The sequence below is a fragment of the Salinicola sp. LHM genome, from assembly GCF_034479735.1.
Taxonomy (GTDB): Bacteria; Pseudomonadota; Gammaproteobacteria; order Pseudomonadales; family Halomonadaceae; genus Salinicola; species Salinicola salarius.
The window spans coordinates 3,244,984-3,270,236 of sequence record NZ_CP140261.1; the positions used below are offsets into that span (position 1 = coordinate 3,244,984).

Genomic DNA, 25,253 nt, shown 5'->3' on the forward strand with positions numbered 1-25,253 from the left:
GGCGATCCGATCATGACAATCCGCGAAAGCTCGCAAACCGGGAGCGTGAACAACGATCACGTCAGAGCGCTGGACCGCGCCGGCGTCTTCCACTCCTGGTCTGCCCAGGGCGCGCTCCAGCCGATGGTGTTCAAGGGTGGCGAGGGGTGCCGCCTGTGGGACTACGACGGTCGCGATTATCTCGACTTCTCGAGCCAGCTGGTCAATACCAACATCGGCCATCAGCACCCCCGCGTGATCGAGGCGATCAAGGCCCAGGCCGACGAGCTCGCCACGATCGCCCCCGCTCACGCCAACCTGGCCCGGGGCCGCGCCGCCCGGAAGATCCTCGACCTGGCGCCGACCGGTTTCAGCAAAGTGTTCTTTACCAACGCCGGCGCCGATGCCAACGAGAACGCCATCCGCATGGCACGCGCCGTGACCGGCCGAGAGAAGATCCTCTCCGCCTACCGCTCCTACCACGGCGGCACGGGGTCGGCGATCGCCGCGACCGGCGACTTCCGGCGCGTTCCCAACGAGTTCTCCCGCGGCCACGTCCGGTTCTTCAACCCGTTTCTCTACCGCAGCGAATTCTGGGCCGGTAACGAAGAGGAGGAATGCCAGCGCGCGCTGCACCATCTCCGGCGCGTCATCGAATGCGAGGGGGCGGCGAGCATCGCCGGCCTGCTGCTGGAAACCATCCCCGGCACTGCGGGCGTTCTGGTGCCGCCGCGAGGATATCTCGAGGGCGTCCGGGCGCTGGCCGACGAGTTCGGCATCGTGCTGATCCTGGACGAGGTGATGGCAGGATTCGGCCGCACCGGCAAATGGCTGGCGCTGGAGCATTTCGGCGTGGTACCGGACCTGATCACCTTCGCCAAGGGCGTCAACTCGGGATACGTCCCGGCCGGCGGCGTGATCATCAGCGAGCGCATCGCCAGCCACTTCGACGAGGAGATGTTCTACGGCGGGCTGACCTACTCCGGGCATCCGCTGGCGATGGCCGCGATCTGCGCCACGCTCGAGGTGATGGAACAGGAAGACGTGGTGGGCAACGCGGCCAGCATCGGTGAATCGGTGCTGACGCCGGGGTTGGAGCAGCTTCGGGACAAGCACGACATCATCGGCGACGTGCGCGGCCTGGGCGTCTTTCACGCCATCGAACTCGTCGAGAGCAAGCAGAGCCGCGCCCCGCTGCCGGCCGCCGAAGTGGCCCGGCTCAAGCAGGGGATGATCGACCGCGGGCTGTTGCCGTTCGTGGTCGCCAATCGCATTCATGTGGTGCCGCCATGTATCGTCACCCCGGCCGAAGCCCGGCAAGGGCTCGAGATCATCGACGAGGCGCTGGCGGGATGAAACCCGCGGCCTGGCCAGTCCGTGCCGGCAGCAGTTTCCACGCGACCTCGACGAATCGGGTCACGCCGGCATCGCGGAAGTTGAGCGACGACTGGAGCACGTCCTTTCTCGATAGCATCTCGAGCGTGTAGCGATTGGCGTAGTGCCGTTCGATTTCTTCGGGCAGCACCGGAAACGGCGGGCCATCCTTCTCGGCCGGATCATATTCGAAGGTGATCAGCAGCTGCGGCGCACCACCGGCCAACGCCAGAATCTGCTCGGCGTAGCCGGGCCGCATGGCGGGCGGCAACGCCACCAGCGCGGCGCGGTCATAGATCATGTCGACCGGGCCCATCTCGGCGGCGGTCAATTCGAAGATATCGCCTTGGAAGACGGTCAGCCCCGCATGCTGCCACCGCCGGCCACCGCGCCATTCATCGACCGACGGTTCGACGCCGAGCGCCTCGAACAGCTGCGACACCGCGATCTCGCTCAACTCTGCACCGACGACGCGATGCCCCTGTTCGAGCAGCCAGCCGATATCCAGCGTCTTGCCGCACAGCGGCAGAAAGATTCGCGCGTCGGCCGCCAGCCCGAAGCTCGCCAGATTGCGCTTGAGAATGGGGTGTACGAAGGCGAGATGAAAGCCGAGCTGGTCGTTCTCCCATCGGGCCTGCCAGAATTCGTGTTTCATGCCGTCATCCTCATCGCTCTAAACTATCGCCGCTCGAATCTATCTTCACTCGAATTCATCGCCTGGGCTCGTTTCGTTTGCCCCGGTGTTCTTGCACCGTCTGCTCTTGCTCTCTTGTGCCGCTTGCGTCCTCGTGCCGTTCGTCCTCGTGCTTCGTTGCCCTGGCGGCGCCGCAGATTCAACGTCACCAGCGCCGCATCCGCTCGAAGGCTTACTTCTTCTCTTCTTCGTCGGAACCGAACTTCGCCAGCGCGATCTGCATCCCCTGCACCAGGCAGTAGGTCACCCCTGCCAGAAAGGGCGCCATAACCCAGGGCAGCCATCCTCCCAGCATGCTGGCCGCGAACACGACGCCGAGACCGGCGCCCACCGAGAGGAAATCGGTGGCCGTCCCGACCAGCACCACGTAGGAGCGCTCGGAGTCGTCCGGCCCCTCCGCCTTGAGCAGGGTAACCAGCACATTCAACAGCGATATGCCGGCAACCGCCGACAGGGCGAAGCCGACCAGCTCGAGCGAAGACGGCTTGCCGGCCGCCCCCGAGACGATGCCGTAGCTCACGGTGATCAGGATCGAGAAGCCAAAGGCCTGCGCATTGTCGCGCACCGAAATGCCCAGCCCATGCAGATAGAGCTGCAGCCCCGATATCTCCTTATCGCCGCCGCGCTTTCCAGAGTTGCTCATGGCCGATACTCATGTGAGAGAGGCTTTATGTGAGAGAAACTGCAGGTAAGAGACGCTGTGTGAGGGAGCCGGGTCACCGGGGAAACCGATGACCGGCCTCTTATCTTAAGCCTCCCATCTTAGGCCTCCCATCTCGAGGCGTCGAAACGAGGCCAATCCCTGTCGACGAAAGACGTCGTGATCGAACGAAACCGTCAACGAACGAAACCCTCAACGGGTTGAACCGACAGCGCACGAACCCCGCCGCTCACTGGGACGTTTCGCCGTCGTCTCCTGTCGCGTGGCCTCGGGCGACATCCCGGTGACTGATCACCACCACCTCCCTCGGCCACCATTCCGGGTGGTTGTCGCGAATGAACGTCAGCAGCTTCTCTCTGACACTCACTTCGGCGGCCCACCCCGAGAGCGGGTCGACGGTCATCAGGTAGCAGGTCACGGTCTGCGCCGGGCCGGTCTGGTCGGTCACGGCACAGAGCAGCTTGTGATGCTCGATGACGTTATCCTCCGCCTTGGCGAACTCGATAAACTTCTCCCGCAGCAGCGAGATATCGGCGCTCAGGTGTAGCGTGAGCACCACGCTCCGATACTCCTTGGTGCTCTTGGCGGAGAGGTTCTCGAAGGCTTTCGAGGCGAAATAGGTAACCGGGACGATCAGGCGTCGCTCGTTCCAGATTCGCAGCCGGATATGGGTGTAGAAAATGCCTTCGACGTAACACCACTGCCCTTCGAACATCACCAGATCGCCGACCCGTATCGGCTTCGCCAGCGACAGCTGGAACGACGACAGGATGTTGCCCAGCACGGCCTGACCCGCCACGCCCACCAGCACCGCCAGCACGCTCGCCGATGCCAGAATCGACAGCCCCAGCGTCTCGAACAGCTGGATCTGTCCCAGCACGTAGATCGTGACCGCCGTCACCATGATCAGGATGATGATCCGACGCACCGCGTAGAGCGTGGTCAACAGCTTGCGGTCGTCCTTGGGCTTGGAGTCGTCGATCTGCCCGGCGAGACGCCGCGTCATCTTCAGCATGATGGTATCGACCAGACGCAGCGCGACGGCGCCGGTCCCCCAGGCCAGGATGGCGATCAGCACCACTCGCAGCGTCGTGGTCGCGACTGCCGAGAAGGAGACGACGTAATCGAGCAGCGCCTGGGTCAACAGCGACATGACGATGAACGCCACGGGGCCGCGAATCTGGGTGGCGAAGATGCTCGGCGAGCCGGTAGGTAACCAGCGGGTCATGACCTCGATCAGCCGATAGACGCCCTTGCCGAGCAACCCCACCACCAGCAGCACCAGCGGAATGGCGATCCACTCCCAGACCCGCAACAGGCCGAAAGGCTTCTTGAGGCTATCGGGAATATGGCGCTCGAAAGCCGTCGGGCCGTACTCCCGGTAAAGCGCCGGAATCGCGGCCACGCTCTCCGGCATGATCAGCCAGATCGGCTCCTCTTCCCCGACCCGATATCGCCCGAGGCGGATATCGTAGGCATCTCCATTGGCCTCCAGGGAGGCCAGCTCGATATCTCGGCGGGGCTCGCCGGCATTAGGGTTCTCCCCTGTCGGATCCTCGATGGCCGCGTCCTGCCGCCCGGAGAGACGGGAAATCTGGATCGATTCGCCGCGCTGGAAGATCTCCGAAAGCTGGCGGGCCAGCTCGGCGCCCCGCTCGCGCTGCTCCGCCGGGGTCAGATCGGCGAGATTGAGGATATGTGCCGCCGCCTCGAAGTCGCTCCTGTCGGTCATATCCCGAAAGCTACGCATCGATTCCCGAGGGGTTCTCAGGCTGACGGATTCCGGCGCCTGGCCAAGCCCGGTATTCAACGAGTCGAGGGGATACCAATCCTTCTCGCCCCCCTCTTCCTGCGCCTGCGCCAGACACAGGCTGGAAACCAGTCCTATCGTTGCGGCTAGCAACCATCGCCGCCATGAGTTCATGCTTTTCATCCGTGTTTCACCGGTCCGTGGTCGTCCTTGTATACCGCCCGGCGGATCATGCCGCCTTCGCCGGGGCGCGTCTTTCATTCGAGTCAAGACAGCGCATTCGAATCGAGACAGCTCATGCGAATCAAGACAGCAGACGGATATCGGAGTCGGCTATTCGGCCGAGGTTCCCCCTGCTCTCGCCGTCGTGATCGGCAAGTGCCGTTTGCCCCTTCTGGCTGCGGGACGGCTGCGCTATCTCATCGCCAAACGATTTCGCCATTCATCATAGCCCGGCGGGGCAACGACGGCCGCTGAAAGCCAGCCGTGTCATCGTTTGGGTGAAGACACTTCACGTCGTCTAGACTCCAGCCACGGGGACAGCATGTCCGCACCGGAATGACTTTCTCGTTACCGGGAGATCCTTCCGGTCGAGGACGATGCTGGTGCGAACCCCACGACTCAACCGCAAAAGGAGCTTGCCGTGACTGCCACTGACATTGCCGAACGACCGATCCGGAGCGGGCCGAACCCGCTTCATGGAATGTTGCTTGCCGGCGCCTTTCCGCTCTTCCTGGGTGCCGCGTTGAGCGATTACGCCTACTCCACGACCTTCAACATCCAGTGGACCCATTTCTCCTCCTGGCTGATTGCCGGCGGCCTCGTGTTCAGTGGCTTCGCCCTGATCTGCGCGCTCATCGGCATATTCCGCCCTGCCGGTAGCCGGGGGTTGTCCATCTTCTACTTCGTGCTGCTGCTCGTGACCTGGATACTGGGCTTCGTCAATGCCCTGATCCACGCCAGGGATGCCTGGGCCGCGATGCCCACGGGTTTTACGCTTTCGATCGTCGTTGCCGTACTCGCCTTCGCCGCGATCTGGATCGGATTCACCAGCCGCAAGACCGGAGGCCAGTCATGACATTGACTCGTATGCGCTACGCCGCGCCACTTTCGTTGCTCCTGCTCGCCGGTGGCGCCACCGCCGCCGAGCCGGACCAGTATGGTGCCAACCCGGAGTTGCCAGAGCCGCAGCGCGGCCTTTTGCCCAACATGGCCGTGCCCGAGCAGGCGCCGTGGGGCGATGCGAAACCCACGGTGCCCGATGGCTACACGATCACCGCCATCGCCACCGACCTGAAAGTGCCGCGCCAGACGCTGGTGCTGCCCAACGGCGATATCCTGGTAGCGGAAGGCAAAGGTGGCGGCAACGCCCCGAAGTCGCGGCCGAAGGATTTCATCGCCGGCATCATCAAGTCGAAAGGCACCACCTCGGTCAAGGGCGGCAATCGGCTGACCCTGCTGCGCGATGGCGACGGTGACGGCACGTTCGAGGAGCAGACGGTGTTCGCCGAGAACCTCAACGCGCCCTACGGCCTTGCCCTGGTGGATGACGATCTCTACGTCGCCAACCAGGATTCGCTCGTCCGCTTCGACTATCAGGAAGGCCAGACCGAAGCCAGCGGCCCGCCGGAACTGGTCACGCCGCTGCCTGCAGAGATCAATCACCACTGGACCAAGTCACTGACCGCCAGCGCGGATGGCGAATATCTCTACGTCGGGATCGGCTCCAACAGCAACATCACCGAGCGCGGCATGGCAGCGGAAGTGGATCGCGCCGAGATCTGGGAGATCGATGCCGAGACCGGCGCGCATCGCGCCTACGCCACCGGCGTGCGCAATCCCACCGCGCTGACCATCCAGCCGGAGACGGACCAGCTCTGGGCCGTGGTGAACGAACGCGACGAACTGGGGCCGAACCTGGTGCCCGACTACCTCACCTCGATTCAGGAGGGCGGCTTCTACGGCTGGCCCTACAGCTACTGGGGCCAGCACGTCGACCCGCGGGTGAAGCCGGAGAACCCCGAGCGAGTGGAAGCGGCGATCTCCCCCGACTACAGCCTCGGCTCGCACCGCGCGCCGCTCGGCGTCGACTTCTCCAACGACGCCGTGGGCGGCGAGTTCACCAACGGCGTCTTCATCGGCGAGCACGGCAGCTGGAATCGTTCGGACCTCGCCGGCTACAAGGTCGTCTTCGTTCCGTTCGAGAACGGCCAGCCCGCCGGCGATCCGGTCGACTTCGTGTCCGGCTTCCTGACCGGCGACGGCAAGACCCGCGGCCGCCCCGTCGGCGTCACCGTCGCCCCGGATGGCTCGGTGATCGTCGCCGACGACATGACCAACGCGGTATGGCGGGTGACACGGGACGGCGCCGACTCGCAGCAGGCCACGGGCATGGAGCAATCCGCTACCGCAGAGAATGGCGCAACCGGGCCTGAGGATGGCGCGACCCCGTCCGAAGACGATTCCTCGACGACCGGCGATGAATCCGCCACAGCCGAGGACGGCGCTGCCACCTCGGACGACGCCACCACCTCCGGCGACGAACCGGCCGCAACCAACACCTCTCCCTGAATGTCCTCGTTTCATGATGGCCTGACACAGTGATGAGGTAGCGCAATACCCCAAGGGCGTTTGTCCCTTGGGGTATTTTTTGATCCGTACGATGCTGCTCATCCCGTAGGCCCGAACGTCTCGAAACCGATCCGCTCCGCAGCGACGCCGGCATCCTCCAGGCCGGCGCTGATCTCGGCGATAAACCGGGCCGGGCCGCAGAGCAGGTAGTTCGCCTCTGGCCCCGCACCGAGTGCGAGCAACTGGCCGGCGGTGACTCGCCCTTCGATATCGTAATCGACACCTGCCGTATCACTCGGGCGCGGCTCGCTGTAGAAGACGCGCCGCGTCACGCTGTCGGATCGGGCCATCAATGCCTCGACTTCGGCCCGGAAGGCGTGCGTCCCGCCGTGGCGCGTGGCGTGAACGAACCAGACCGGGCGGCGCTCGTTCTCCGCTTCCGCCACGACCGCGTGCAGCATCGCAAGCATTGGTGTAATGCCCACGCCGGCGCTGACCAGCACCAGCGGCCCATGCCCATGAGGCAGGACGAACTCACCCGACGGCGGGCGTGCCGCGATTCGGTCGCCGATATCGATCCTGTCGTGCAGAAAACGCGACGCCGTGCCCTTCTCCTCGCGCTTGACGCTGATTCGGTACGTTCCGGCGGATGGCGATCCCGAGAGCGAGTAGCTGCGACCGACTCGTCCCGGGCGGTTCGAAATAGACTGATGCGGTATCTCCAGCTCGAGCGCCAGATGCTGACCGGCCTGGAATGGCGGCAGCGCGCCGGCATCGGCATCGGCATCGGCATCGGTATTGGCATCGGCCAGATAGAAGGAGGTGATCTGGTCGCTTTCGATCACCTTGTCGACGACCGTCAGCCGCAGCAGGGCTTTGTCTTCCCGGCGCCACCGCAGGGCCAGCGCAGCCGGCCGGTCGACCACTTGCTCGATGGTCACGTCGATCCATCGCTTGGCGTTCGGCTCCTGGCTCTCAGCTTGACTCTCCTGCGGCGCCCAGTCGATGCGGGCGCGACCGGTGATCTGCAGCATGCCGCCGGTTTCGAAATCGACGAACAGCAGTCCCACGCGGGGGTCCTGAATCAGGTTGCCGATGGTGTTGAAGAAGTTGTTGCCGGCATAGTCCGGGATTCGCAGCGTCCCGTTCCCGTTCCCGTTCACCTGCACGAAGCCGGGCTCGCCGCCCCGATGAGAGGCATCATAACCCCGACTCGGGCTTGGTCCGCTGCCCGAATCGTCGCTCGAATCGTTGCTCGGGGCGGGCCTGAAGCCGGAGCCGATGAAGAAGGTATCCGCCGTAGCGATTCGCGCGCGTTGCCCGCTGTCGAGCCGATCCGAGATGGTGGCCTCCGACGTGGCCGCGGCTTCGACGCGCCGCCACTCGCGCTCGCGAATATATTGCGGGCAGTTGCCGAAGCTCTGTCGCACTTCGATGCTCAGCCCGTTACCGGCCGCACGAATGACCCCGTTGAGTCGATTGCGTCGACGCGTCGCCAGCTCGATACCGAGCAGACCGACGTCGACCCCGGCAACGATCGCCGAGGCCAGCGGATCCTGGGAACCGAGCGTTGTCGCGATTCTCAGCGTGCGCGCATCGGGCGAGTCGATGAAACCCTCGTCGCCCTCCAGCAGCGTGACCCAGGGGCGCCCCTGCGCGTCGCCGGCGGCCATGACGACAAACGGCAACTGGGCGAAAAACGCCCGATGCTGCTCGGGCATGGCGTCGCGAATGAAGCTGCCGGCCGAACTGGCGATACTCTCCACCCCGGCGCACCGTTGCGCCTCGAGCTCGCCTGCGTGGAATGGCGTCTCTTGAAAGGGCGTCTCTTGAAAGGGCGTTTCTTGAAAGGGCATCGTTTCGAGTGTCATGACCGGCTCCGTTCGAACGTCCGCGATTCAGGCCAGCGCCGGCGAGCGGGCCATGCCGATAAAGCGTGGCAGTGCTTCGATGCGCGCCAGCCAGGCCCGAACGTGCGGATAGTCGGCGAGACCGACGCCGCCTTCCGGCGCGTGGGCGATATAGCTGTAGCCGGCGATGTCGGCCAGCGTCGGCCGATCAGCCGCCAGCCAGTCGCGACCCTCGAGGTGGGCGTCCATCATCACCAGCAAGGCATGCGCCTTGGCCTTCGCCGCCTCATGATCGAGCGGCGCATCGAACACAGTGACGAGACGCGCAGCACAGGGGCCGGCGGCGATCTCGCCCGCCGCAATCGAGAGCCAGCGCTGCACCTGAGCCTTTTCGAGCGGCTCGGTACCGATCCAGAGGGCAGGATCACCGTAGCGCTCGACCAGGTAGGTGATGATGGCGTTGGAATCCGAAAGCGTGATGCCGTTGTCCTCGATCGCCGGCACCTGCCCCAGCGGGCTGATCTTCAGATAGTCGGGCTCGCGGTGGGCGCCATTGGCCATATCGAGATCGACGGTGTCGTAGGGCACCTCGAGCAGGGCCAGCATCAGTTCGACACGGTGGCAGTGGCCCGATTTGGGGTGGCGATACAGCGTCACGGACTGGTCGTCGAGAGCGTTGGTTTCAAGCTCGGCGTTCGACATGACAGGCTCCTTCATCGTGATGATGAGTGGGTTATCGAAGCCGTTTACTCTAGAACCTCACCAAAGGCGAAAGAATAGGGTTATTCTGAAAGGAACTGTTTTGTATTCTAAAACTATCGTTTAGCTCGAACCCAGCGAGACACCATGGATCGCCTTCAGGCCCTGAATGTCTTCGTCGCGGTCGCCGACGCCGAAAGCTTCGCCAAGGGCGCCCGCGCCACCGGGCTCAGCGCACCTTCCGCAACGCGTGCCATCAACATGCTCGAGACTGCCCTCGGCGCCCGGCTTTTCACCCGTTCGACGCGACGTGTCAGATTGACCGAGGTCGGCCGGACGTATCTCGGGGAAGTGCGGGAAATCCTCGCGCATCTGCAGGCCGCCGACTACATGGCCTCGGGCGCGGCCAATACGCCCGTCGGGCAACTGCGAATCACCTGCCCGCAGGAATTCGGGCGAATCCATGTCGCGCCGCTGCTGACCGAGTTTCTGGATGCTTATCCCCGGGTTCGCGCCGACGTGCTGATGGTCGACCGCATCGTCAACCTGGTCGAGGAAGGCTTCGATATTGCCGTGCGCATCGGCCACCTGCCCGCATCCGAGCTCTCCGCCGTCCGGATCGGCCAGGTTCGCCGCGTCATCTGCGGCTCGCCGGACTATTTCGCCACGCGGGGACGCCCGCAGACGCCGAGCGATCTCGTCTCTCATCGCATCGTCTCGAGCGGCTCCACGCCTCCCCTCAACGAGTGGCGGCTCGGGCGGGATGGGGCGCATGGCGTCAGGGTGAATCCTCGACTCACGGTCAGCAGCCTGGCCGCGGCCATCGATATCGCCAGGCGAGGCTGGGGCCTGTGTCGCGTGCTGTCGTATCAGGTCGGGCCCGATCTCGAGGCCGGCACGCTCCAGACCGTGCTGGAAGGTCACGAGCCCGCCCCGCTGCCGGTGCATCTCGTGCATGTGGAAGGTCGTCGCGCGGCCGCGAAGGTCCGCGCCTTCATCGATTTCGCCGCGCCGCGATTGAGGCGGATCGAAATACTCCGGTGACCCCGGCGAGTCGATGACAATCGAAGTCCAGCGGCCCTCTTTCATGCCGAAACTGGCATGCCGAAACTGACGCAGCCTGCCCCTCGTTTTCTCTACTCGACGGCCAAGATGATCTTGCCCTGGACATGGCCCTAGGCGGCGCGTTCGTGGGCCTTGCGAGCGTCGGCAAGCGGGTAGGTGCTGTCCACGACGACGCGGATCGACCCGTCGTCGAGCAAGCGTCCTACTTCCTTCAACTGGGCTCCGCTCGAGCGGACCTGGGTTGCCGAGACCGTGATGCCCAGCGTCATGGCTTCCTCGGCGCCATCGAAGACACGAGTTCCGCGCTGCATACTTCATGCGTCACGCTGCGAGCCGCGGGCGCAGCCCTGCTCGCCCGTGCCCGGGCCGAGGGGAAGGCTCGGGCCGACCTGCAGTGAGCCGGGGCATTCGAGCATCTGGCCGGGAGGTATCGGTCAGCGAGCGACGGAGCAGACGAAAGACGATGGTTGGTCACATCAACGTGCCAAACCATCAATGAAGTCGCATAGATCGATCAGCAACGCCATGAGGCAGTGTGGCCCGCAGTAAAAGACGGAGTCTCTGTATCGCCGCCGCCCCTTTAACCTAGGAAAACGCCAACCTCATTGAGAGCTTGCTGACAACTATGGCCCGTCTATTCTGAGCACTGTCTAGATCACATAGCGTGGTCAAGACGGTTACATGTTTATCACACGCTATATCCATGTAACGCAGATAAATTTTCTAAGATCATTGGATGATCTGGAGGCTTTTATGACTAGCAAGCGTAACGAAGACAAAGGTATGTCCGTCAACGAAGCGGGTCAGAAAGGCGGGCAATCCAACGCCGAAAGCCATGACCGTGAGCATTTCGAGAACATCGGCCATAAAGGTGGGCAAGCCAACGCCGAAACCCATGATCGTGAGCATTTCGAGAATATCGGCCAGAAAGGCGGTAAAGCGAACGCCGAAAGCCACGATCGCGAGCACTTCGAGGAAATTGGTCATAAAGGCGGACAAAACAGCGGCGGCAACTTCGCCAATGACCGCCAGAAAGCTTCCGAAGCTGGCCAGAAAGGCGGAGAGCATAGTGGTGGAAACTTCGCCAATGACCGCGAAAAAGCTTCTGAAGCCGGCAAGAAAGGTGGCCATAACAGTAACAGTGGCGGCCGAAATTCCTGAGCTCAATGAAAGGTCAAGAGAGCTTCGATTTTGACCAAGAGAGCTTCAAGCAAGTAAGGTGAATATTCACCGCGACATGCCAAGGGAAACGTCCCCGTCGTCCCTTGGCATGTGTGCTTGGAAACGCCTTGTCTTCAATAGAAGGCACCTTTGACAAGGTGCTTTTTTTTATGGCTCCTATCTTTCTGAATTTACACACCATTCCCATGGGTAAACTCGGCGAATACCGCTCTTGATGATGCGTTATTAATGTCAACTTCTATCGTCGTCTGCAATCATGGGCGGGCCGTATTCGAACGCCCATGTCGAATGCATCGGTGCGTCAGACAAGGGAAGCGTCGTTGACGAGACTCAGCGCAAGACGGCCACGAGTCAGCGATCGCACAGGACATGCGTAGCCCACGGACGTCCGCTCGACCTTGGCGGCGCGCGTAGCGCAGACTCCACTGATCGTGACGACTCCGCCGGCCTCATTCCGCGAAGGCCACCCGATTCCTGCCCGCCTGCTTCGCCTGATAGAGCTGCCGGTCGGCGCGTTCGATCAGCGCTACGGCGTCGGGATCGGAGGCATATGCTATCGCCCCGCCAATGCTGACCGTGACCTTGCCGACCACGTCGAACGTAGCGGCGGCGATGCCTGCACGGATGTTCCTGGCGGCCTCCTGTGGGCCTCGGTCGTCTTCGCCGCAGGGCAGCACCACGGCAAACTCTTCGCCGCCGTAGCGGGCCACGAAATCCGTCGCGCGGGTGTTGCGCTTCAACAGTTGGGCAAGCCGGGTCAGGACATCGTCTCCCGTGGCGTGACCATAGTTGTCGTTGATGCTCTTGAAGTGATCGACGTCGATCAGCAGCAAGGCGAAGCTGCGGTTCGTTCGTCTGAAAAGCTGGCTGCACTCTTCCAGCTTTCCATCCAGACACCTGCGGTTATGCACACCAGTGAGCGAATCGTGGGTCGCCAGTTGCAGCAGCTCGGCGTTGGCCTGCGTTAGGGCCTCGGTCCGTTGCGCGACGGTGGCTTCCAGCGACGCGTTGGCTTTCTGCAGCTCCCGTTCCTTGCCCAGCAGGGAGTCCGTCATGCGTTGCAGGGAGCGCCCCAACTGCGAGATTTCCCGCACGGGGTGGTGCAACGGGAAAGAGACGCCGGTTCGTTGGTCCTGTACCTGCCTGGCGGCACGCGCCAACTGCTCGATCGGCTTGCTCAGGTTCCGCGCTAGGTAATAGGCCACCGCGGTAAAGAGAAACGCCGCCAGCACCCCCAATCCCAGCAGCTTGTAGAGCAGGTGATGCGCCGGTTGCAACGCGGTGTCCAGCGGCTGTCGGACCATGACCGACCAGGAGAGATCGGAACCGAGCGACATCGGCACCGGCGCGATGCTGCTCACGTACTCCTCGTCCGCTGACCAGGCCGGCTCCTCGGCGGCATTCTTGGGCAAAATCTGCTGCTGCCCCGCAAGCTTTTTGGGATACAGGACCAGACCGTCCTGGTTGACGATCAGCACTTGCGTGTCAGGGGTCGTGCCGGCCCGTAGCACGGCAGATTCAATGATCGAAGTCACCCAGCTCCAGTGGGCATGGGCGCCCAGGACACCGATGACCCGGCCCTTGTCATCGATGATCGGCGCGGCGAAATCAATGAAGCGCAGGGGCTCGCCGTTGGCATTGGACGGCAGCATTTTGGCCAGCAGCAAGGCTTCGTGAGGGTCGCCCGTGTAAGGGCCGCGCAATCCGGCCTGAAACCAGGGGCGGGCTTCGACCGACTGACCAAGCAGCAAATCGTTCACTGCCTGGCGCACACGGCCATCGGTGTCGGCAACGCCCATCCAGGCATATTCGGCGCGGGACTGACTGCGCAGCTCCATCGACCGCAATATGTCGGGATCGTCCAGATCGCCCCGCACCAGAAGAGGGTCGTGGCCGAGCAGAGAGATTTCCTTCTGGTGTTCCCGCAACTGCATGCCCAACAGCGCAGCAGTCGACCCGGCAACGTTTGACAGCGCGCTGCCACTTGCGCGCTTCACCTGTTCGGTTGCGATATGGCCCACATAGACACCGACGATCAGCAGTGTGAGCAGGGACAGTCCAGCGAACCACAGAGTCAGATATCGACGAAGACTGGCTTTGAGCATGAGCAAGGGTTGGCGACTGAATTTGGCTCATGTTAACGACAATGAATCGTGACCTCCATAAACAGAGGCTGGATTCATGCCCAACCCGGCGGCGCCTCCCCGCCAGGATCGGCTCGCTCAAAGAAGCGGCCGCCCTTCGCATGTTGCTGGCCGCCGAGGACGATGCAGGCACCGCGATCACGCACGCTTCCGCGAGGATCACGCCCGGGCGCGTTCGAGCACCTGAACTGGACGCGTCGGCAAGCGCACAACATCGGCCCCGGTGGGGGGCTCAGGCTTCCAGTCGCGCCACGATGGCATGCACAGAAAGTCAGGCACAGGAAGTCACGCACAGGAATTGCCTCGACGCCACACCCACGCCTCAACCGAGCAGCAGATCGCCCTCGATCGGAATGAACTGGCTTGCGGCCTGGATAAGGGAGTTCGCGGTGAGCTTGGGCACGCCGTAGACCTCGACCCGCTTGCCATGCACCTCACGGATTTTCTTTGCCAGCAGATCGAAGTCGCCATCGCCGGAGACCAGCACGATCACATCCGCAAGTGCCGCGTACTCGATGGCATCCAGCGTGATGCCCACGTCCCAATCGCCCTTGGCGGAACCATCCGAGCGCTGAATGAACGGCTTCAGCTTCACCTCGAAGCCGATCGTTCGCAGCGTGTTCTGAAAGCCGCGCTGCTTGGGATCATTCTTGTCGGTGGCATAGCAGCGCGCGGTCACCACCTTCCGATTCGCCGTCACCCTCGCCCAGAAGCGGCGGTAATCGAACTGTTTGCCGTAGGCTTCGCGCACGGTGTAATAGACGTTCTGGGTGTCGACGAAGATCGCGACGCTGGTCATGGCAGGTTTCTCGGGAACGCTGAAGGCCGGTGCCGGCAACGCGTTGCCAACGCACCGACCAGAGTATTCATGACCACCGTCGCGTCATTCGCAGGATAGAAAGCCGCTATCGAGCTGCGAGCTCTCTCCGTACGATCTCCGCGCCAGCGCTCAAAGCCTTCAGCTTGCCTTGCGCGACCTGGCGGGACAAGGGCGTCATGCCGCAGTTGGTGCAGGGATAAAGCTTGTCGGCATCGACGAACTGAAGCGCCTTGCGCAGGGTATCGGCGACCTCTTCCGGTGTTTCGATGGTGTTGGTGGCCACATCGATCGCTCCGACCATCACCTTCTTGCCGCGGATCAGTTCGATCAGCTCCATCGGCACATGGGAGTTCTGGCACTCCAGCGAGACGATATCGATGTTCGACGCCTGCAGCTTGGGGAAGATCTCCTCGTACTGGCGCCACTCCGTCCCCAGGGTCTTCTTCCAGTCGGTGTTGGCCTTGATGCCGTAGCCGTAGCAGATATGCACGGCGGTCTCGCACTCGACCCCTTCGATGGCTTTTTCCAGCGCGGCGATGCCCCAGTCGTTCACCTCGTCGAAGAAGACGTTGAAGGCGGGTTCATCGAATTGAATGATGTCCACACCGGCGGCGGCCAGATCGCGGGCTTCCTGGTTGAGGATCCTGGCGAACTCCCAGGCCAGCTTTTCACGACTCTTGTAGTGGCCGTCATAGAGCGTATCGACCATGGTCATGGGGCCCGGCAGCGCCCACTTGATGGGCTGGTCGGTCTGCTGGCGCAGGAATTTGGCATCCTCCACGAAGACGGGCTTCTCGCGCGCCACAGGGCCGACCACCGAGGGCACGCTGGCGTCGTAGCGGTCGCGGATCTTGACGATCTCGCGCTTTTCGAAATCGACGCCGCTCAAATGCTCGATGAAGGTGGTGACGAAGTGCTGGCGGGTCTGTTCGCCGTCGCTGACGATATCGATGCCCGCGTGCTGCTGATCGTGCAGAGACACCCGCAATGCATCCTGCTTGCCCTCGGCCAGTTCCTCGTCCTGCAGTTTCCACGGCGACCAGAGCGTCTCGGGCTGGGCCAGCCAGGCGGGCTTGGGCAGGCTACCGGCCGTCGACGTGGGCAACAAAGTCTTCATGCAAAAATGACCTTCATAACGGGTTGATCAAAGAATGTCGTTGGAGCGAGTCGATCAAGTTGAAACAGGTTGACCAAAAAGAGTCGTTGGAACGGGCTGATCAAAGAGAGTAATTGGCCGACCACTGCTCGAGCACCTGGCGGTAGGGCTTGATGAAGTGGCGCTCGGTGAACTTGCCCTGCTCGACGGCCAGTTGGCTGCGCTCTTCGCGGTCGTAGACGATGCGCGTCAGCGAGTAGTCCTGGTGCTTCAGGCTGGGCTGGTAGAGCTTGCCGGCCACCGAATTGGCATTGTAGATCTCGGGGCGATAGATCTTCTGGAACGTCTCCATGGTGCTGATGGCGCTGATCAGTTCGAGATCGGTGTAGTCGGAGAGCAGATCGCCGGAGAAATAGAACGCCAGCGGCGCGACGGCATGCGGCGGCATGAAGTAGCGCACCTGCAGGCCCATCTTGCCGAAGTAGAAGTCCGTCAGCGAGGAGTCGTCGTTTGCGTACTCCACGCCCAGCACCGGGTGGCGATTGTCGGTCTGGCAATAGACCTTGCTGCTGGAGACGCTGAGACAGATGACCGGCGCCTTGCGGAAGGAAGCCCGGTACGCATCGGAGTCGACGAAGCGCTTGAACAGCTTGCCGTGCAGATCGCCGAACCCTTCCGGGATGCCGAATTCGGCTCGATCCCGGTTGTGCTCCGACAGCCACACGCTGAAGTCGTAGTCGCGCACGTAGGAAGAGAAGTTGTTCCCCACCATGCCCGGGATGCGCTTGCCAGCGTGCTTGTCGATGATCGTCGTCTTGAGCATTTCGATCGCCGGGAAGGTGTCGTCCTCGTCCTCGGCCCCCACGCTCAGCTCGCCGGTGATGATGTCGAGCTCGACGGCATAGCGATCCGCCTTGGGGTTGTCCCAATGCGCCAGGGTGTTGAAACGGTTGTCGATCATTGTCAGGGCATTGCGCAGGTTATCCTCGCGACGCTCCCCTCTTGCCAGGTTGGCAAAGTTGGTGGTGGTGCGCGTGTTCTCGGCCGGGCGATAGTTTTCGTCGAACCGAACGCTCTTGATATCGAATGTGAAATCGTGACTCATCGCGAACAAGCACCCTGTTAATCGAGAGAGGCGCTGGCACCGTCAGAAGGCCCAGCGCCCGTCAATGCAATGTTTGCCAGCACGTGTTTGCCAATACCCTGTCTGGCGTATCGACCGACAGGCGCCACAGCGCCTGTCGTCGAAGCGGATGCGCTCTTTATGCCAGAGCCTGTAGATGCATGAAAAGCGATATGATTTCAGCTCATCATGAAGAGGATTCATGATGCGACACTAGAGCGGACGAGCGACGGTTTTTTGGGATTGGCGCCGAGCATCGTCAGGTGGGCGAGAAGTCGTTGGCCCGTCAGGGCCATGGCATCAAGGCGATCGCGCGGGAGCTGGGAGTCTCGCGCAACACCGTCCGCAAGTACCTGCGCGGCGAGAAGGACTTGCCACGCTATAAGACGCGGGCGACGCGACCCGGCAAGCTCGACGCCTTCAAGCCCTATCTCCAGGGGCGTATCGCGGTGGCCCGCCCACACTGAATTCCGGCGACCGTGTTGATGCGTGAGATTCAGACGCAAGGCTACGTCGGCGGCATCAGCCAGTTGAAGCGCTATCTGGCGCCTATCAAGTGTCGGCCGGAGGAACCGGTGGTATGACCAGTTGCTGGAGGCCCGCCCATGAATCTGCAACACGACCGCATCAGCGAGCTGTGCAAGAGCCTTAAGCTCGGACGCATCAGCAGCGATTGGTCGCACCTCGCGCAGCGAGCGGTCAGCGGCGAGGCGAGGCGAGGCGAGGCGAGGCGAGGCGAGGCGAGCTTTGCCGATTTTCTCGAGACGTTGCTGAGCGTCGAAGCCGATGCCCGTGCCGAGCTCTCGCGCCAGACACCCTGACGTGCAGGCGGGCGGTCAGCTTCCTTCGTTGGAAACGGCGAGATCGGCGCTGGACGAGTTGAAAGCGGAACTGATGGGGCGGGGAGAGGCAACTGAGCTGTTTGCGCGAGATCGGGGTGATGGGTTGGCATCACTGCTTGGCAACCTCGACCAGTCCGTCTTCGGCGAGCCGGCCTACCCTAGCATCGAGTCGAAAGCCGCGCATTTGCTCTATTTCGTGAGCATCATCATGATGGCAGCTCGGTCTTCAGCGGTGAGGTGGCGATAGTAACGAGTCATGGCAACACGGTACCTGATGGGTCGGGTGTTGCACTTGGTTATTGAGACCACCCAGTGACGGTGTGACCTCGGTCGGTGAGTTCCTTGAGAAGGCATGACCCCACATTGCCGGAAGTGCCGATGAGTACGATCTTTGCCATGCCTTGAGCTCCTGGGCCTGGATGAGGGACGGTTCGAAAACGAAAACCAACCCCATCGCAGCACTGAAGATAGACGCGTGGCGGTTGAAGCCGTTGCTAACTTCAGGACAAGTTCGAGACACTTGTCGGCAAGCCTTCTATCCGCGCGGATTTTCATGGACTACGATTCCCTCGTCACGCTGCGCCGTCAGCATCCGGGCTGGCGGCTGCTGGCCGCCGACCATGGGCCGCTGGTGGCCGCGTTTCTGCACCGCTACTTCATCGAGCCTAACCAGCGCACCTTCGCGGAGGCGGAGCTGGCGTCCCGGCTGGAGGATTTCCTGTTCCACCTGCGCGAGCGGCTGGGCGAGGCAGTTTTCCCCAAGCCCGCGCGACAGTATCTGAACGACTGGGCGACGAACGAACGGGGCTGGTTGCGCAAGTATTACCCCCACGACAGCGACGAACCGCATTACGATCTGGCCCCGGCCACGGAAAAAGCGTTGCAGTGGCTGGCCTCGTTGCAGGGACAGCGATTCATCGGTGCCGAATCGCGGCTGCTGACGGTGTTCGAACTATTGCGCGAGATCACCGAGGGCAGCGAGACCGACCCGCAAGCGCGCATCGAGGAGCTGACCCGGCGCAAGCAGGCCATCGAGCGGGAGATCGAGGAGATCGGCGCGGGGCGGTTGCGGATGATGGACAACACCCGCCTGCGCGAGCGCTTTCTGCAAATGTCGGACACCGCCCGGGCGCTGCTGGCGGATTTCCGCCAGGTGGAGCAGAACTTCCGCGATCTGGATCGCCAGGTACGGGAGAAGGTGGCGTCCTGGGACGGCGGCAAAGGCGACATGCTGGCGGAGGTGTTCGGCGAGCACGATGCCATCACCGACACCGACCAGGGCCGTACCTTCCGGGCGTTCTGGGACTTTCTGATGTCGCCGAGCCGGCAGGAGGAGCTGTCCGCGCTGCTGGAAAAGGTACTGGCGCTGGAGCCGGTGCGTGAGCTGGAGCCGGACCCGCGCCTGCAACGGGTACACTACGATTGGCTGGAGGCGGGCGAGACGACGTTGCGCACCGTGGCGCGGCTCTCCGAGCAGTTGCGCCGCTATCTGGACGATCAGGCATGGCTGGAAAACCGCCGTATCATGCAGCTGCTTCACGATGTGGAGCAGCACGCCCTGGCGGTGCGCGAGGCACCCTCACAAGCACCGGGCATGACGCTGGACGAACTGGCACCGGAAGTGATCCTGCCGATGGAGCGGCCGCTGTACCGGCCACCGCTGAAACCACGTATCGAACAAAACGAATTGACCACCGGCGACGCCGATCTGGATGCCGGCATCCTGTTTGATCAGTTTTACGTGGACCGGGCGGCGCTGCGCTCGCGGCTGCAACGCGCGCTGCAAACCCGTGATCAGATCACCCTGGCGGCGCTGTTGGAACATAGCCCGCTGGAGCGCGGTCTGGCGGAGCTGGTGACCTGGCTGGCGCTGGCCGCCGAGGATCCGAAGGCGTTGATCGACGAGACCGGCGAGTGTGTGGTGAGCTGGCGCGACGAGCACGGCACGCTGCGCCGCGCCACCGTTCCCGAAGTTCTATTCAGCCGGTGATTGCATGAGTGAAACCGATATCGATACCTCTTCCGACCTGTCGCCCCTGTTGATTCATCTGCTCAAGGGCGTGCTCTATCGCGACCGCCAGGAGGCACTGTGGCAATCCCTGCTGACCCTGCAAGGCCGGGTGCGCGATTACGTCGCGGTGCTGGGACTGGAGCTGGTGCTGGACGAGGCGGAAGGCTACGCCTACCTGCGCCAGGTGGAGCGCGGCGAGGACGATCAAGGCCCGCCGCGACTGGTGCCGCGCCGGCAGTTGTCTTACCCGGTCAGCCTGTTGCTGGCGCTGTTGCGCAAGAAACTCGCCGAGCACGATGCCAGCGGCGGCGACCCGCGCTTGATCCTGAGCCAGGAACAAATGGTGGAACTGACGCGGCTGTTTCTGCCGGATACCGCCAACGAGGCGAAACTGACCGATCGCGTGCAGAGCGACATCAACAAGGTGATCGAGCTGGGTTTTCTGCGCCGGTTGCGCGGCCAAAGCGACCGTTACGAAGTGCGTCGCATCCTGCAATCGTTCGTGGACGCCCAGTGGTTGGGCGAGTTCGAGCAACGCCTCAAGGAATATCGGGAGCAGAGCCAGTGAACATGGAAAGCCTCGGACTCGACTTTGCCGCTTCCAACGAACAGGCCGGCTTTCGGCTGCAACGGCTGGAAGTGCTGAACTGGGGCACCTTCGACCGCCAGGTCTGGGCACTAAACCCGCAAGGCGACAACAGCCTGCTGACCGGCGACATCGGCTCGGGCAAGTCCACCCTGGTGGATGCGGTCACCACACTGCTGGTGCCGGCACAGCGCATCACCTACAACAAGGCCGCCGGCGCGGAAAGCAAGGAGCGTTCCCTGCGCTCCTACGTGCTGGGCTATTACAAATCCGAACGCGGCGAGGCCGGGCTTTCCGCCAAGGCGGTGGCTTTGCGCGATCACAACAGTTACTCGGTGATCCTCGGCCACTTTTATAACGCGGGCTACGACCAGGACGTGACGCTGGCCCAGGTGTTCTGGATCAAGGACAGCGCCGGCCAGCCGGAGCGCTTCTACGTTGTGGCCGACCACACGCTGACCCTGGCCGGAGACTTCGCCGATTTCGGCAACGACATCGCCGACCTGAAAAAACGGATGAAGAAACAGGCCGGCATCGAGGTGTTCGACGCCTTCCCCGGTTACGGCGCCGCCTTTCGCCGTCGCTTCGGCATCGACAACGAACAGGCCATGGAGCTGTTCAATCAGACCGTCTCCATGAAGTCGGTGGACAACATCACCCGCTTCGTGCGCGACCACATGCTGGAACCCTTTCCTGTGGGCGGGCGCATCGAGGCGCTGATTCGCCATTTCGACGATCTCAACCACGCCCACGAGGCGGTGCTCAAGGCGCGCCGGCGCATCGACATGCTCGAACCGCTGGTGGCCGACCTGGACCGCCACGACGAGCGCGAGCGGCAAGTGGCGAAACTGCGGCAAAGCCGCGAGGCGCTGCGGCCCTGGTTCGCCAGCCTGAAGATGGACCTGCTGGACAAGCGCCTGGACAATCTGGCCACCGAGGCGGAACGCCTGGCGCAGCGGCGGGCATCGCTGGAAACACAGCGCCGCGACCAGCAGGCGCGCCGCGACGATCTGCGCCAATCCATCGCCGACAACGGCGGCGACCGGCTGCAACGACTGAAGACGGAAATGCAGGAGTGCCAGCGACAAAAGCGGCAGCGCCACAACAAGGCCGAGCAGTACCGCGAACTGGCGCGGGCCTTGTCGCTGCCCGACGCCGACAACCTGGATATTTTCGTCGACAACCGCCGCCAGCGTGAGCAACGGCAAGGTGAATTGCAGGAGCAGCGAGCGCAACTGCAGAACCATATCAACGAGGCCGGCGCGGAACTGCACGCGCTGAACCGCCAGCACGGCGAGCTGGAAACGGAGCTGGACTCCCTGCGCCGCCGCCGCTCCAACATTCCCGGCCGGGTACTGGCGATCCGCGAGGCACTGTGCGAGGCCCTGGGGTTGAACGAAGACGAGGTGCCGTTCGTCGGCGAGCTGTTGCAGGTGCCTGCCGAGGAACGCGACTGGGAAGGCGCCATCGAGCGCCTGCTGCACAATTTCGGCCTCTCGTTGCTGGTGCCGGAGGCTCTCTACGAGCGGGTTTCCGACTGGGTCGAGCGCACCCGACTACGTGGCCGGCTGGTGTACTTCCGGGTCCATGAAGCGCGCGGCGAGGTGCCGATGGCCGCGCCGGATTCGCTGGTACACAAGCTGCGCATCCAGCCGGAAAGCGCCTTCTATGCCTGGCTGGAACGGGAGCTGGTGCGCCGCTTCGATTACGTCTGTTGCGAGGATATGACCCGCTTCCGCCGCGAACAGCGCGCCGTGACCCGCGCCGGTCAGGTCAAGGCCCCCGGCGGTCGCCATGAAAAGGATGATCGCCACCGCCTCGATGACGCCAGCCGCTACGTGCTGGGTTGGGACAACCAGGCCAAGATCCGCGCCCTGGAAGCGGAGGCGGAATCGCTGGCCCGGCGCGGCGAAGCGTTGGCCGGACGGATTCAAGGCTGGGAGACGCAGCGCAAGACCCTGGAAGATGCCTTGCGCAAGCTGGATCAGCTCGCCATGTTCACCGACTTCGAGGAGCTGGACTGGCAACCGCTGGCACGGCGACTGGAGCAGCTGGAACGCGAGCGCCAGGTGCTGGAGGCCGCCAACGACCTGCTGCGGGAACTGGAGCGGCAGCTCAAGGAGCTGGAGCAGAACCTGAGCGAGACCGAGGACGCCCTGTCGGCCCTGGGCAAGGAGGAAGGCGCCAACCACAACAAGACCGAGACCGCCACCGCCCAGCGAGGGGAGAGCACCGCTCTGTTGGTCGAGGCCGACGAGGCGCAACGCGCCTGTTTCGAGACACTCGCGGGCTATCGGGACGAGGCGCTGGGCGAGCGCACCCTGACGGTAGAGTCCTGCGACAACCAGCAAAGCGAGCTGCGCGACTGGCTGCAAAAGCGCATCGATCAGCACGACAAGCAACTGAAAACACTGAGCGAGAGGATCGTCAGCGCCATGCAGCGCCACCAGCACGAATGGCCGCTGGAAAGCCGCGAGGTGGATGCCACCCTGGCCGCCGGCGGCGATTACCGCGCCATGCTGGAGGAGTTGCAGCGCGACGATCTGCCCCGCTTCGAGCGCCGCTTCAAGGAACTCCTCAACGAGAACACTATCCGCGAGGTGGCGGCGTTTCAGGGGCAGCTATACAAGGAACGCGAGGCGATCCGCGAGCGCATCGACATCATCAATCGTTCCCTGAAGGGCATCGACTACAACCCGGGCCGCTTCATCACGCTGCTGGCGGAGCCCACCACCGACAACGAAGTGCGCGACTTCCAACAGGAGCTGCGGGCCTGCACCGAGGGCGCGCTCAGCGGCAGCGAGGAAGAACAGTACACCGAACGGAAGTTCCTGCAGGTGAAACATATCATCGAGCGCTTCCGTGGCCGCGAGGGCACCGGCGAACTGGACAAGCGTTGGACGAAAAAAGTCACCGACGTGCGTAACTGGTTCGTGTTCTCCGCCTCGGAACGCTGGCGCGAGGACGACCGGGAATACGAGCACTATTCCGACTCCGGCGGCAAGTCCGGCGGCCAGAAGGAGAAGCTGGCCTACACCGTGCTGGCCGCCAGCCTGGCCTATCAGTTCGGGCTGGAATGGGGCGAGCAGCGCTCCCGTTCGTTCCGTTTCGTGGTCATCGATGAAGCCTTTGGCCGCGGCTCCGACGAATCCGCCCGCTACGGGCTGGAGCTGTTCAAGCGGCTCAATCTGCAACTGCTGATCGTCACGCCGCTGCAGAAGATTCATGTCATCGAGCCCTACGTACACAGCGTCGGTTTCGTACACAACCGCGAGGGTCGCGAGTCCCAGGTACGCAATCTCGGCATCGAGGAGTACCTGGCGGAAAAAGCCGCCCACGAGCGGATTCGCGTACAGCCATGAGTGTGCAATCATGAGCTGGACATCGCCGACCAATTTGCGCCAGCAGATGGAGAAACATTGGCAGCGGGGCGACATCCTGCGCGCCCGCCTGGACAGCGAATCGCCGTTTCCCCTGAGCTTGCGGCTGCGCAAGCCCGCCGCCCGAGATCTCACCGAGCGTTTCGCCGAGGTCGCCGATTGGGTGCGTGTCCTGCGCGAGGATTCCAGGGACAAGAAAGGCTTCGGCTATACGGTGCACTGGCGGCAACGCCGCCACCGGGTGCAGGGCGCCAACGACTTGCCGGACGCTATTAGCGTGGAGACGGAAGACGATGCCCTGCGCTGGCTCGGCCGACAAGCGGACGCCGAGCGCTTCTCGCAACTTGCCGAGGACACCCTGCATCGCTTTCCCACGCTTCACGTCTGGCTGAGCAAGCACCCCTTGCGGCTGCTCGAACACGCCACGATCTGGCCCAGGACGCTGGCCGTGCTGGCCTGGTTTCGCGATCATCCCCGACCCGGCCTTTACCTGCGCGAGCTGGAAATTCCCGGCGTACACAGCAAGTTCATCGAATCCCACCGAGGTTTGCTGGCGGAGCTGCTTGATCAGGTAATGCCAGCAGACGCCATCGACGCACGGGCCATCGGCGCGCGCGGCTTCAACCGCCGCTACGGGCTGCGCGACAAACCGCTCCGCGTGCGCTTTCGTCTGCTCGACGAATGCCTGGCAATCCAGGGACTCACCGACCTGACGGTGCCGGTGGCAGAGTTCGCTCGGTTGGAACTCCCCGTGGAGACCGTCTTCATTACCGAAAACGAAATCAACGGTCTCGCCTTCCCAAATCATCCTCAGTCGTTGGTGATCTTCGGTCTGGGCTATGGCGTGGAAACTCTCGCGGACGTTTCCTGGCTGGCGAAGCGTCATCTCTATTATTGGGGCGATATCGACACCCATGGTTTCGCGATTCTCCACCGGCTGCGCCACTACCTGCCCGAGGCGCGTTCGCTGTTGATGGATCGCGCCACCCTGGAAGCGCATCGCGAGCTATGGGGCGAGGAAGATGACAGCAAGCGCTTCACGGGCGAATTGCCCAACCTCGACGACAGCGAACAGGATCTATATCGGGCGCTTCGCGACGACTGGCTTGCCCCGAGATTGCGCCTGGAACAGGAACACATTACGCCCGGCTGGCTACGCCAAACGCTGTGTCATCTCGCGCCATGCTTTCCCGAAGAAATACCGTCACAGACTATCAAGAATCAGAAATAAAATTTTAAAATTGCATCTCAAAGCCCACGACACAGCTCACAAACCAGACTCAAAAGCGGGCGAAAAATCGGTCAAATCCCGACTCTTCATACCTATGTTCTTCCCCAAGGAGCGCCATGTTTCTACGGCCTCTGCCACTTCATCCCAGATTGCCACCGCTTCCTGTACACTCAACCTGAAGTACGGCGCCCCCTC

20 protein-coding genes and 1 pseudogene are annotated in these 25,253 nt (G+C 62.9%); 11 read left to right on the plus strand and 10 right to left on the minus strand.

What is annotated here, in order from left to right; all coding sequences use genetic code 11:
- Window positions 1-12: 12 nt before the first annotated feature.
- The gene (locus R5R73_RS14810; RefSeq protein ID WP_322527920.1) at window positions 13-1,335 is read left to right on the plus strand and encodes an aspartate aminotransferase family protein; all 1,323 of its coding nucleotides are present in this window, start codon (window positions 13-15) and stop codon (window positions 1,333-1,335) included.
- Here R5R73_RS14810 and tmpT read toward each other — a convergent pair.
- The 3 genes from tmpT to R5R73_RS14825 all read right to left on the minus strand — a co-directional run bounded on the left by tmpT (window position 1,310) and on the right by R5R73_RS14825 (window position 4,641).
- Window positions 1,310-2,008, minus strand: a complete 699-nt coding sequence (gene tmpT / locus R5R73_RS14815; RefSeq protein ID WP_071229868.1) for a thiopurine S-methyltransferase — start codon at window positions 2,006-2,008, stop codon at window positions 1,310-1,312. The two genes, R5R73_RS14810 and tmpT, sit on opposite strands and share 26 nt — an antisense overlap.
- Before the next feature lie 211 nt (window positions 2,009-2,219).
- Window positions 2,220-2,690: a hypothetical protein gene (locus tag R5R73_RS14820; protein WP_071229869.1), complete on the minus strand. Its 471-nt coding sequence runs from the start codon at window positions 2,688-2,690 to the stop codon at window positions 2,220-2,222.
- A 247-nt stretch (window positions 2,691-2,937) separates the two neighbouring features.
- Window positions 2,938-4,641, minus strand: a complete 1,704-nt coding sequence (locus R5R73_RS14825; protein WP_071229870.1) for a mechanosensitive ion channel family protein — start codon at window positions 4,639-4,641, stop codon at window positions 2,938-2,940.
- A gap of 460 nt (window positions 4,642-5,101) precedes the next feature.
- On the opposite strand from R5R73_RS14825, the gene R5R73_RS14830 reads away from it, so the two are divergent.
- The gene (locus tag R5R73_RS14830; protein ID WP_071229871.1) at window positions 5,102-5,536 is read left to right on the plus strand and encodes a DUF2231 domain-containing protein; all 435 of its coding nucleotides are present in this window, start codon (window positions 5,102-5,104) and stop codon (window positions 5,534-5,536) included.
- The gene (locus tag R5R73_RS14835; protein ID WP_071229872.1) at window positions 5,533-7,029 is read left to right on the plus strand and encodes a PQQ-dependent sugar dehydrogenase; all 1,497 of its coding nucleotides are present in this window, start codon (window positions 5,533-5,535) and stop codon (window positions 7,027-7,029) included. Before R5R73_RS14830 ends, R5R73_RS14835 begins: the two co-directional genes overlap by 4 nt.
- A 98-nt stretch (window positions 7,030-7,127) precedes the next feature.
- Here the strand turns inward: R5R73_RS14835 and R5R73_RS14840 are convergent, their stop codons facing one another.
- Window positions 7,128-8,900 carry a pyridoxamine 5'-phosphate oxidase family protein gene (locus R5R73_RS14840; protein ID WP_210766219.1) on the minus strand — a complete coding sequence of 591 codons (1,773 nt, stop codon included), beginning with the start codon at window positions 8,898-8,900 and terminating at the stop codon, window positions 7,128-7,130.
- Between the two features lie 27 nt (window positions 8,901-8,927).
- On the minus strand, window positions 8,928-9,581 hold the full coding sequence (locus R5R73_RS14845) for a glutathione S-transferase family protein (protein ID WP_071229873.1): 654 nt from the start codon (window positions 9,579-9,581) through the stop codon (window positions 8,928-8,930).
- A gap of 144 nt (window positions 9,582-9,725) precedes the next feature.
- Between R5R73_RS14845 and R5R73_RS14850 the strand changes: the two genes are divergently transcribed.
- The gene (locus R5R73_RS14850) at window positions 9,726-10,622 is read left to right on the plus strand and encodes a LysR family transcriptional regulator (RefSeq protein ID WP_071229874.1); all 897 of its coding nucleotides are present in this window, start codon (window positions 9,726-9,728) and stop codon (window positions 10,620-10,622) included.
- Window positions 10,623-10,753: 131 nt separating this feature from the next.
- On the opposite strand, the gene R5R73_RS14855 is transcribed toward R5R73_RS14850, so the two are convergent.
- A complete protein-coding gene (locus R5R73_RS14855; RefSeq protein ID WP_071229875.1) occupies window positions 10,754-10,954 on the minus strand; it encodes a zinc-binding dehydrogenase in 201 nt (66 codons plus the stop codon).
- A gap of 667 nt (window positions 10,955-11,621) precedes the next feature.
- On the opposite strand from R5R73_RS14855, the gene R5R73_RS14860 reads away from it, so the two are divergent.
- Entirely contained in the window at window positions 11,622-11,804 is a 183-nt protein-coding gene (locus R5R73_RS14860) for a general stress protein (RefSeq protein ID WP_244179753.1), read from the plus strand.
- Window positions 11,805-12,274: 470 nt separating this feature from the next.
- On the opposite strand, the gene R5R73_RS14865 is transcribed toward R5R73_RS14860, so the two are convergent.
- From R5R73_RS14865 to R5R73_RS14880, 4 genes are all read right to left on the minus strand, one after another.
- Window positions 12,275-13,930, minus strand: a complete 1,656-nt coding sequence (locus tag R5R73_RS14865) for a sensor domain-containing diguanylate cyclase (protein ID WP_071229877.1) — start codon at window positions 13,928-13,930, stop codon at window positions 12,275-12,277.
- Window positions 13,931-14,291: 361 nt separating this feature from the next.
- Complete coding sequence (locus R5R73_RS14870) at window positions 14,292-14,768, minus strand: NYN domain-containing protein (protein WP_071229878.1); 477 nt, start codon at window positions 14,766-14,768, stop codon at window positions 14,292-14,294.
- 106 nt (window positions 14,769-14,874) lie between these two features.
- Complete coding sequence (locus R5R73_RS14875; protein WP_322527921.1) at window positions 14,875-15,906, minus strand: methionine synthase; 1,032 nt, start codon at window positions 15,904-15,906, stop codon at window positions 14,875-14,877.
- Between the two features lie 100 nt (window positions 15,907-16,006).
- Entirely contained in the window at window positions 16,007-16,990 is a 984-nt protein-coding gene (locus tag R5R73_RS14880) for a DUF1852 domain-containing protein (protein ID WP_322527922.1), read from the minus strand.
- Window positions 16,991-17,250: 260 nt separating this feature from the next.
- Between R5R73_RS14880 and R5R73_RS14885 the strand changes: the two are divergent.
- The 6 genes and pseudogenes from R5R73_RS14885 to R5R73_RS14910 all read left to right on the plus strand — a co-directional run.
- Window positions 17,251-17,559 (plus strand): annotated as a pseudogene (locus R5R73_RS14885) (helix-turn-helix domain-containing protein); the annotation flags it as partial.
- Between the two features lie 54 nt (window positions 17,560-17,613).
- Window positions 17,614-17,829: a hypothetical protein gene (locus tag R5R73_RS14890; RefSeq protein WP_322527923.1), complete on the plus strand. Its 216-nt coding sequence runs from the start codon at window positions 17,614-17,616 to the stop codon at window positions 17,827-17,829.
- A 574-nt stretch (window positions 17,830-18,403) separates the two neighbouring features.
- Window positions 18,404-19,840 (plus strand): DUF3375 domain-containing protein, encoded by a 1,437-nt coding sequence (locus R5R73_RS14895; protein ID WP_322527924.1) that lies wholly within the window; start codon window positions 18,404-18,406, stop codon window positions 19,838-19,840.
- A 4-nt stretch (window positions 19,841-19,844) separates the two neighbouring features.
- A complete protein-coding gene (locus R5R73_RS14900) occupies window positions 19,845-20,429 on the plus strand; it encodes a DUF4194 domain-containing protein (protein WP_322527925.1) in 585 nt (194 codons plus the stop codon).
- A gap of 2 nt (window positions 20,430-20,431) precedes the next feature.
- Window positions 20,432-23,809, plus strand: a complete 3,378-nt coding sequence (locus R5R73_RS14905) for an ATP-binding protein (protein ID WP_322529612.1) — start codon at window positions 20,432-20,434, stop codon at window positions 23,807-23,809.
- Window positions 23,810-23,819: 10 nt separating this feature from the next.
- Window positions 23,820-25,058, plus strand: a complete 1,239-nt coding sequence (locus tag R5R73_RS14910) for a DUF3322 domain-containing protein (protein WP_322527926.1) — start codon at window positions 23,820-23,822, stop codon at window positions 25,056-25,058.
- The last annotated feature ends 195 nt before the right edge of the window (window positions 25,059-25,253 follow it).

Excerpts from the sequence above, each read along its gene's own strand:
- R5R73_RS14810 (WP_322527920.1), top strand. The coding sequence starts at position 13 with ATGACAATCCGCGAAAGCTCGCAAACCGGGAGCGTGAACAACGATCAC.
- R5R73_RS14880 (WP_322527922.1), bottom strand. The coding sequence starts at position 16,990 with ATGAGTCACGATTTCACATTCGATATCAAGAGCGTTCGGTTCGACGAA.
- R5R73_RS14840 (WP_210766219.1), bottom strand. The coding sequence starts at position 8,900 with ATGACACTCGAAACGATGCCCTTTCAAGAAACGCCCTTTCAAGAGACG.
- R5R73_RS14825 (WP_071229870.1), bottom strand. The coding sequence starts at position 4,641 with ATGAAAAGCATGAACTCATGGCGGCGATGGTTGCTAGCCGCAACGATA.
- R5R73_RS14835 (WP_071229872.1), top strand. The coding sequence starts at position 5,533 with ATGACATTGACTCGTATGCGCTACGCCGCGCCACTTTCGTTGCTCCTG.
- R5R73_RS14905 (WP_322529612.1), top strand. The coding sequence starts at position 20,432 with ATGGAAAGCCTCGGACTCGACTTTGCCGCTTCCAACGAACAGGCCGGC.
- R5R73_RS14845 (WP_071229873.1), bottom strand. The coding sequence starts at position 9,581 with ATGTCGAACGCCGAGCTTGAAACCAACGCTCTCGACGACCAGTCCGTG.
- R5R73_RS14895 (WP_322527924.1), top strand. The coding sequence starts at position 18,404 with ATGGACTACGATTCCCTCGTCACGCTGCGCCGTCAGCATCCGGGCTGG.
- R5R73_RS14855 (WP_071229875.1), bottom strand. The coding sequence starts at position 10,954 with ATGCAGCGCGGAACTCGTGTCTTCGATGGCGCCGAGGAAGCCATGACG.
- R5R73_RS14870 (WP_071229878.1), bottom strand. The coding sequence starts at position 14,768 with ATGACCAGCGTCGCGATCTTCGTCGACACCCAGAACGTCTATTACACC.
- R5R73_RS14910 (WP_322527926.1), top strand. The coding sequence starts at position 23,820 with ATGAGCTGGACATCGCCGACCAATTTGCGCCAGCAGATGGAGAAACAT.
- R5R73_RS14820 (WP_071229869.1), bottom strand. The coding sequence starts at position 2,690 with ATGAGCAACTCTGGAAAGCGCGGCGGCGATAAGGAGATATCGGGGCTG.
- tmpT (WP_071229868.1), bottom strand. The coding sequence starts at position 2,008 with ATGAAACACGAATTCTGGCAGGCCCGATGGGAGAACGACCAGCTCGGC.
- R5R73_RS14850 (WP_071229874.1), top strand. The coding sequence starts at position 9,726 with ATGGATCGCCTTCAGGCCCTGAATGTCTTCGTCGCGGTCGCCGACGCC.
- R5R73_RS14875 (WP_322527921.1), bottom strand. The coding sequence starts at position 15,906 with ATGAAGACTTTGTTGCCCACGTCGACGGCCGGTAGCCTGCCCAAGCCC.
- R5R73_RS14865 (WP_071229877.1), bottom strand. The coding sequence starts at position 13,930 with ATGCTCAAAGCCAGTCTTCGTCGATATCTGACTCTGTGGTTCGCTGGA.
- R5R73_RS14900 (WP_322527925.1), top strand. The coding sequence starts at position 19,845 with ATGAGTGAAACCGATATCGATACCTCTTCCGACCTGTCGCCCCTGTTG.
- R5R73_RS14890 (WP_322527923.1), top strand. The coding sequence starts at position 17,614 with ATGAATCTGCAACACGACCGCATCAGCGAGCTGTGCAAGAGCCTTAAG.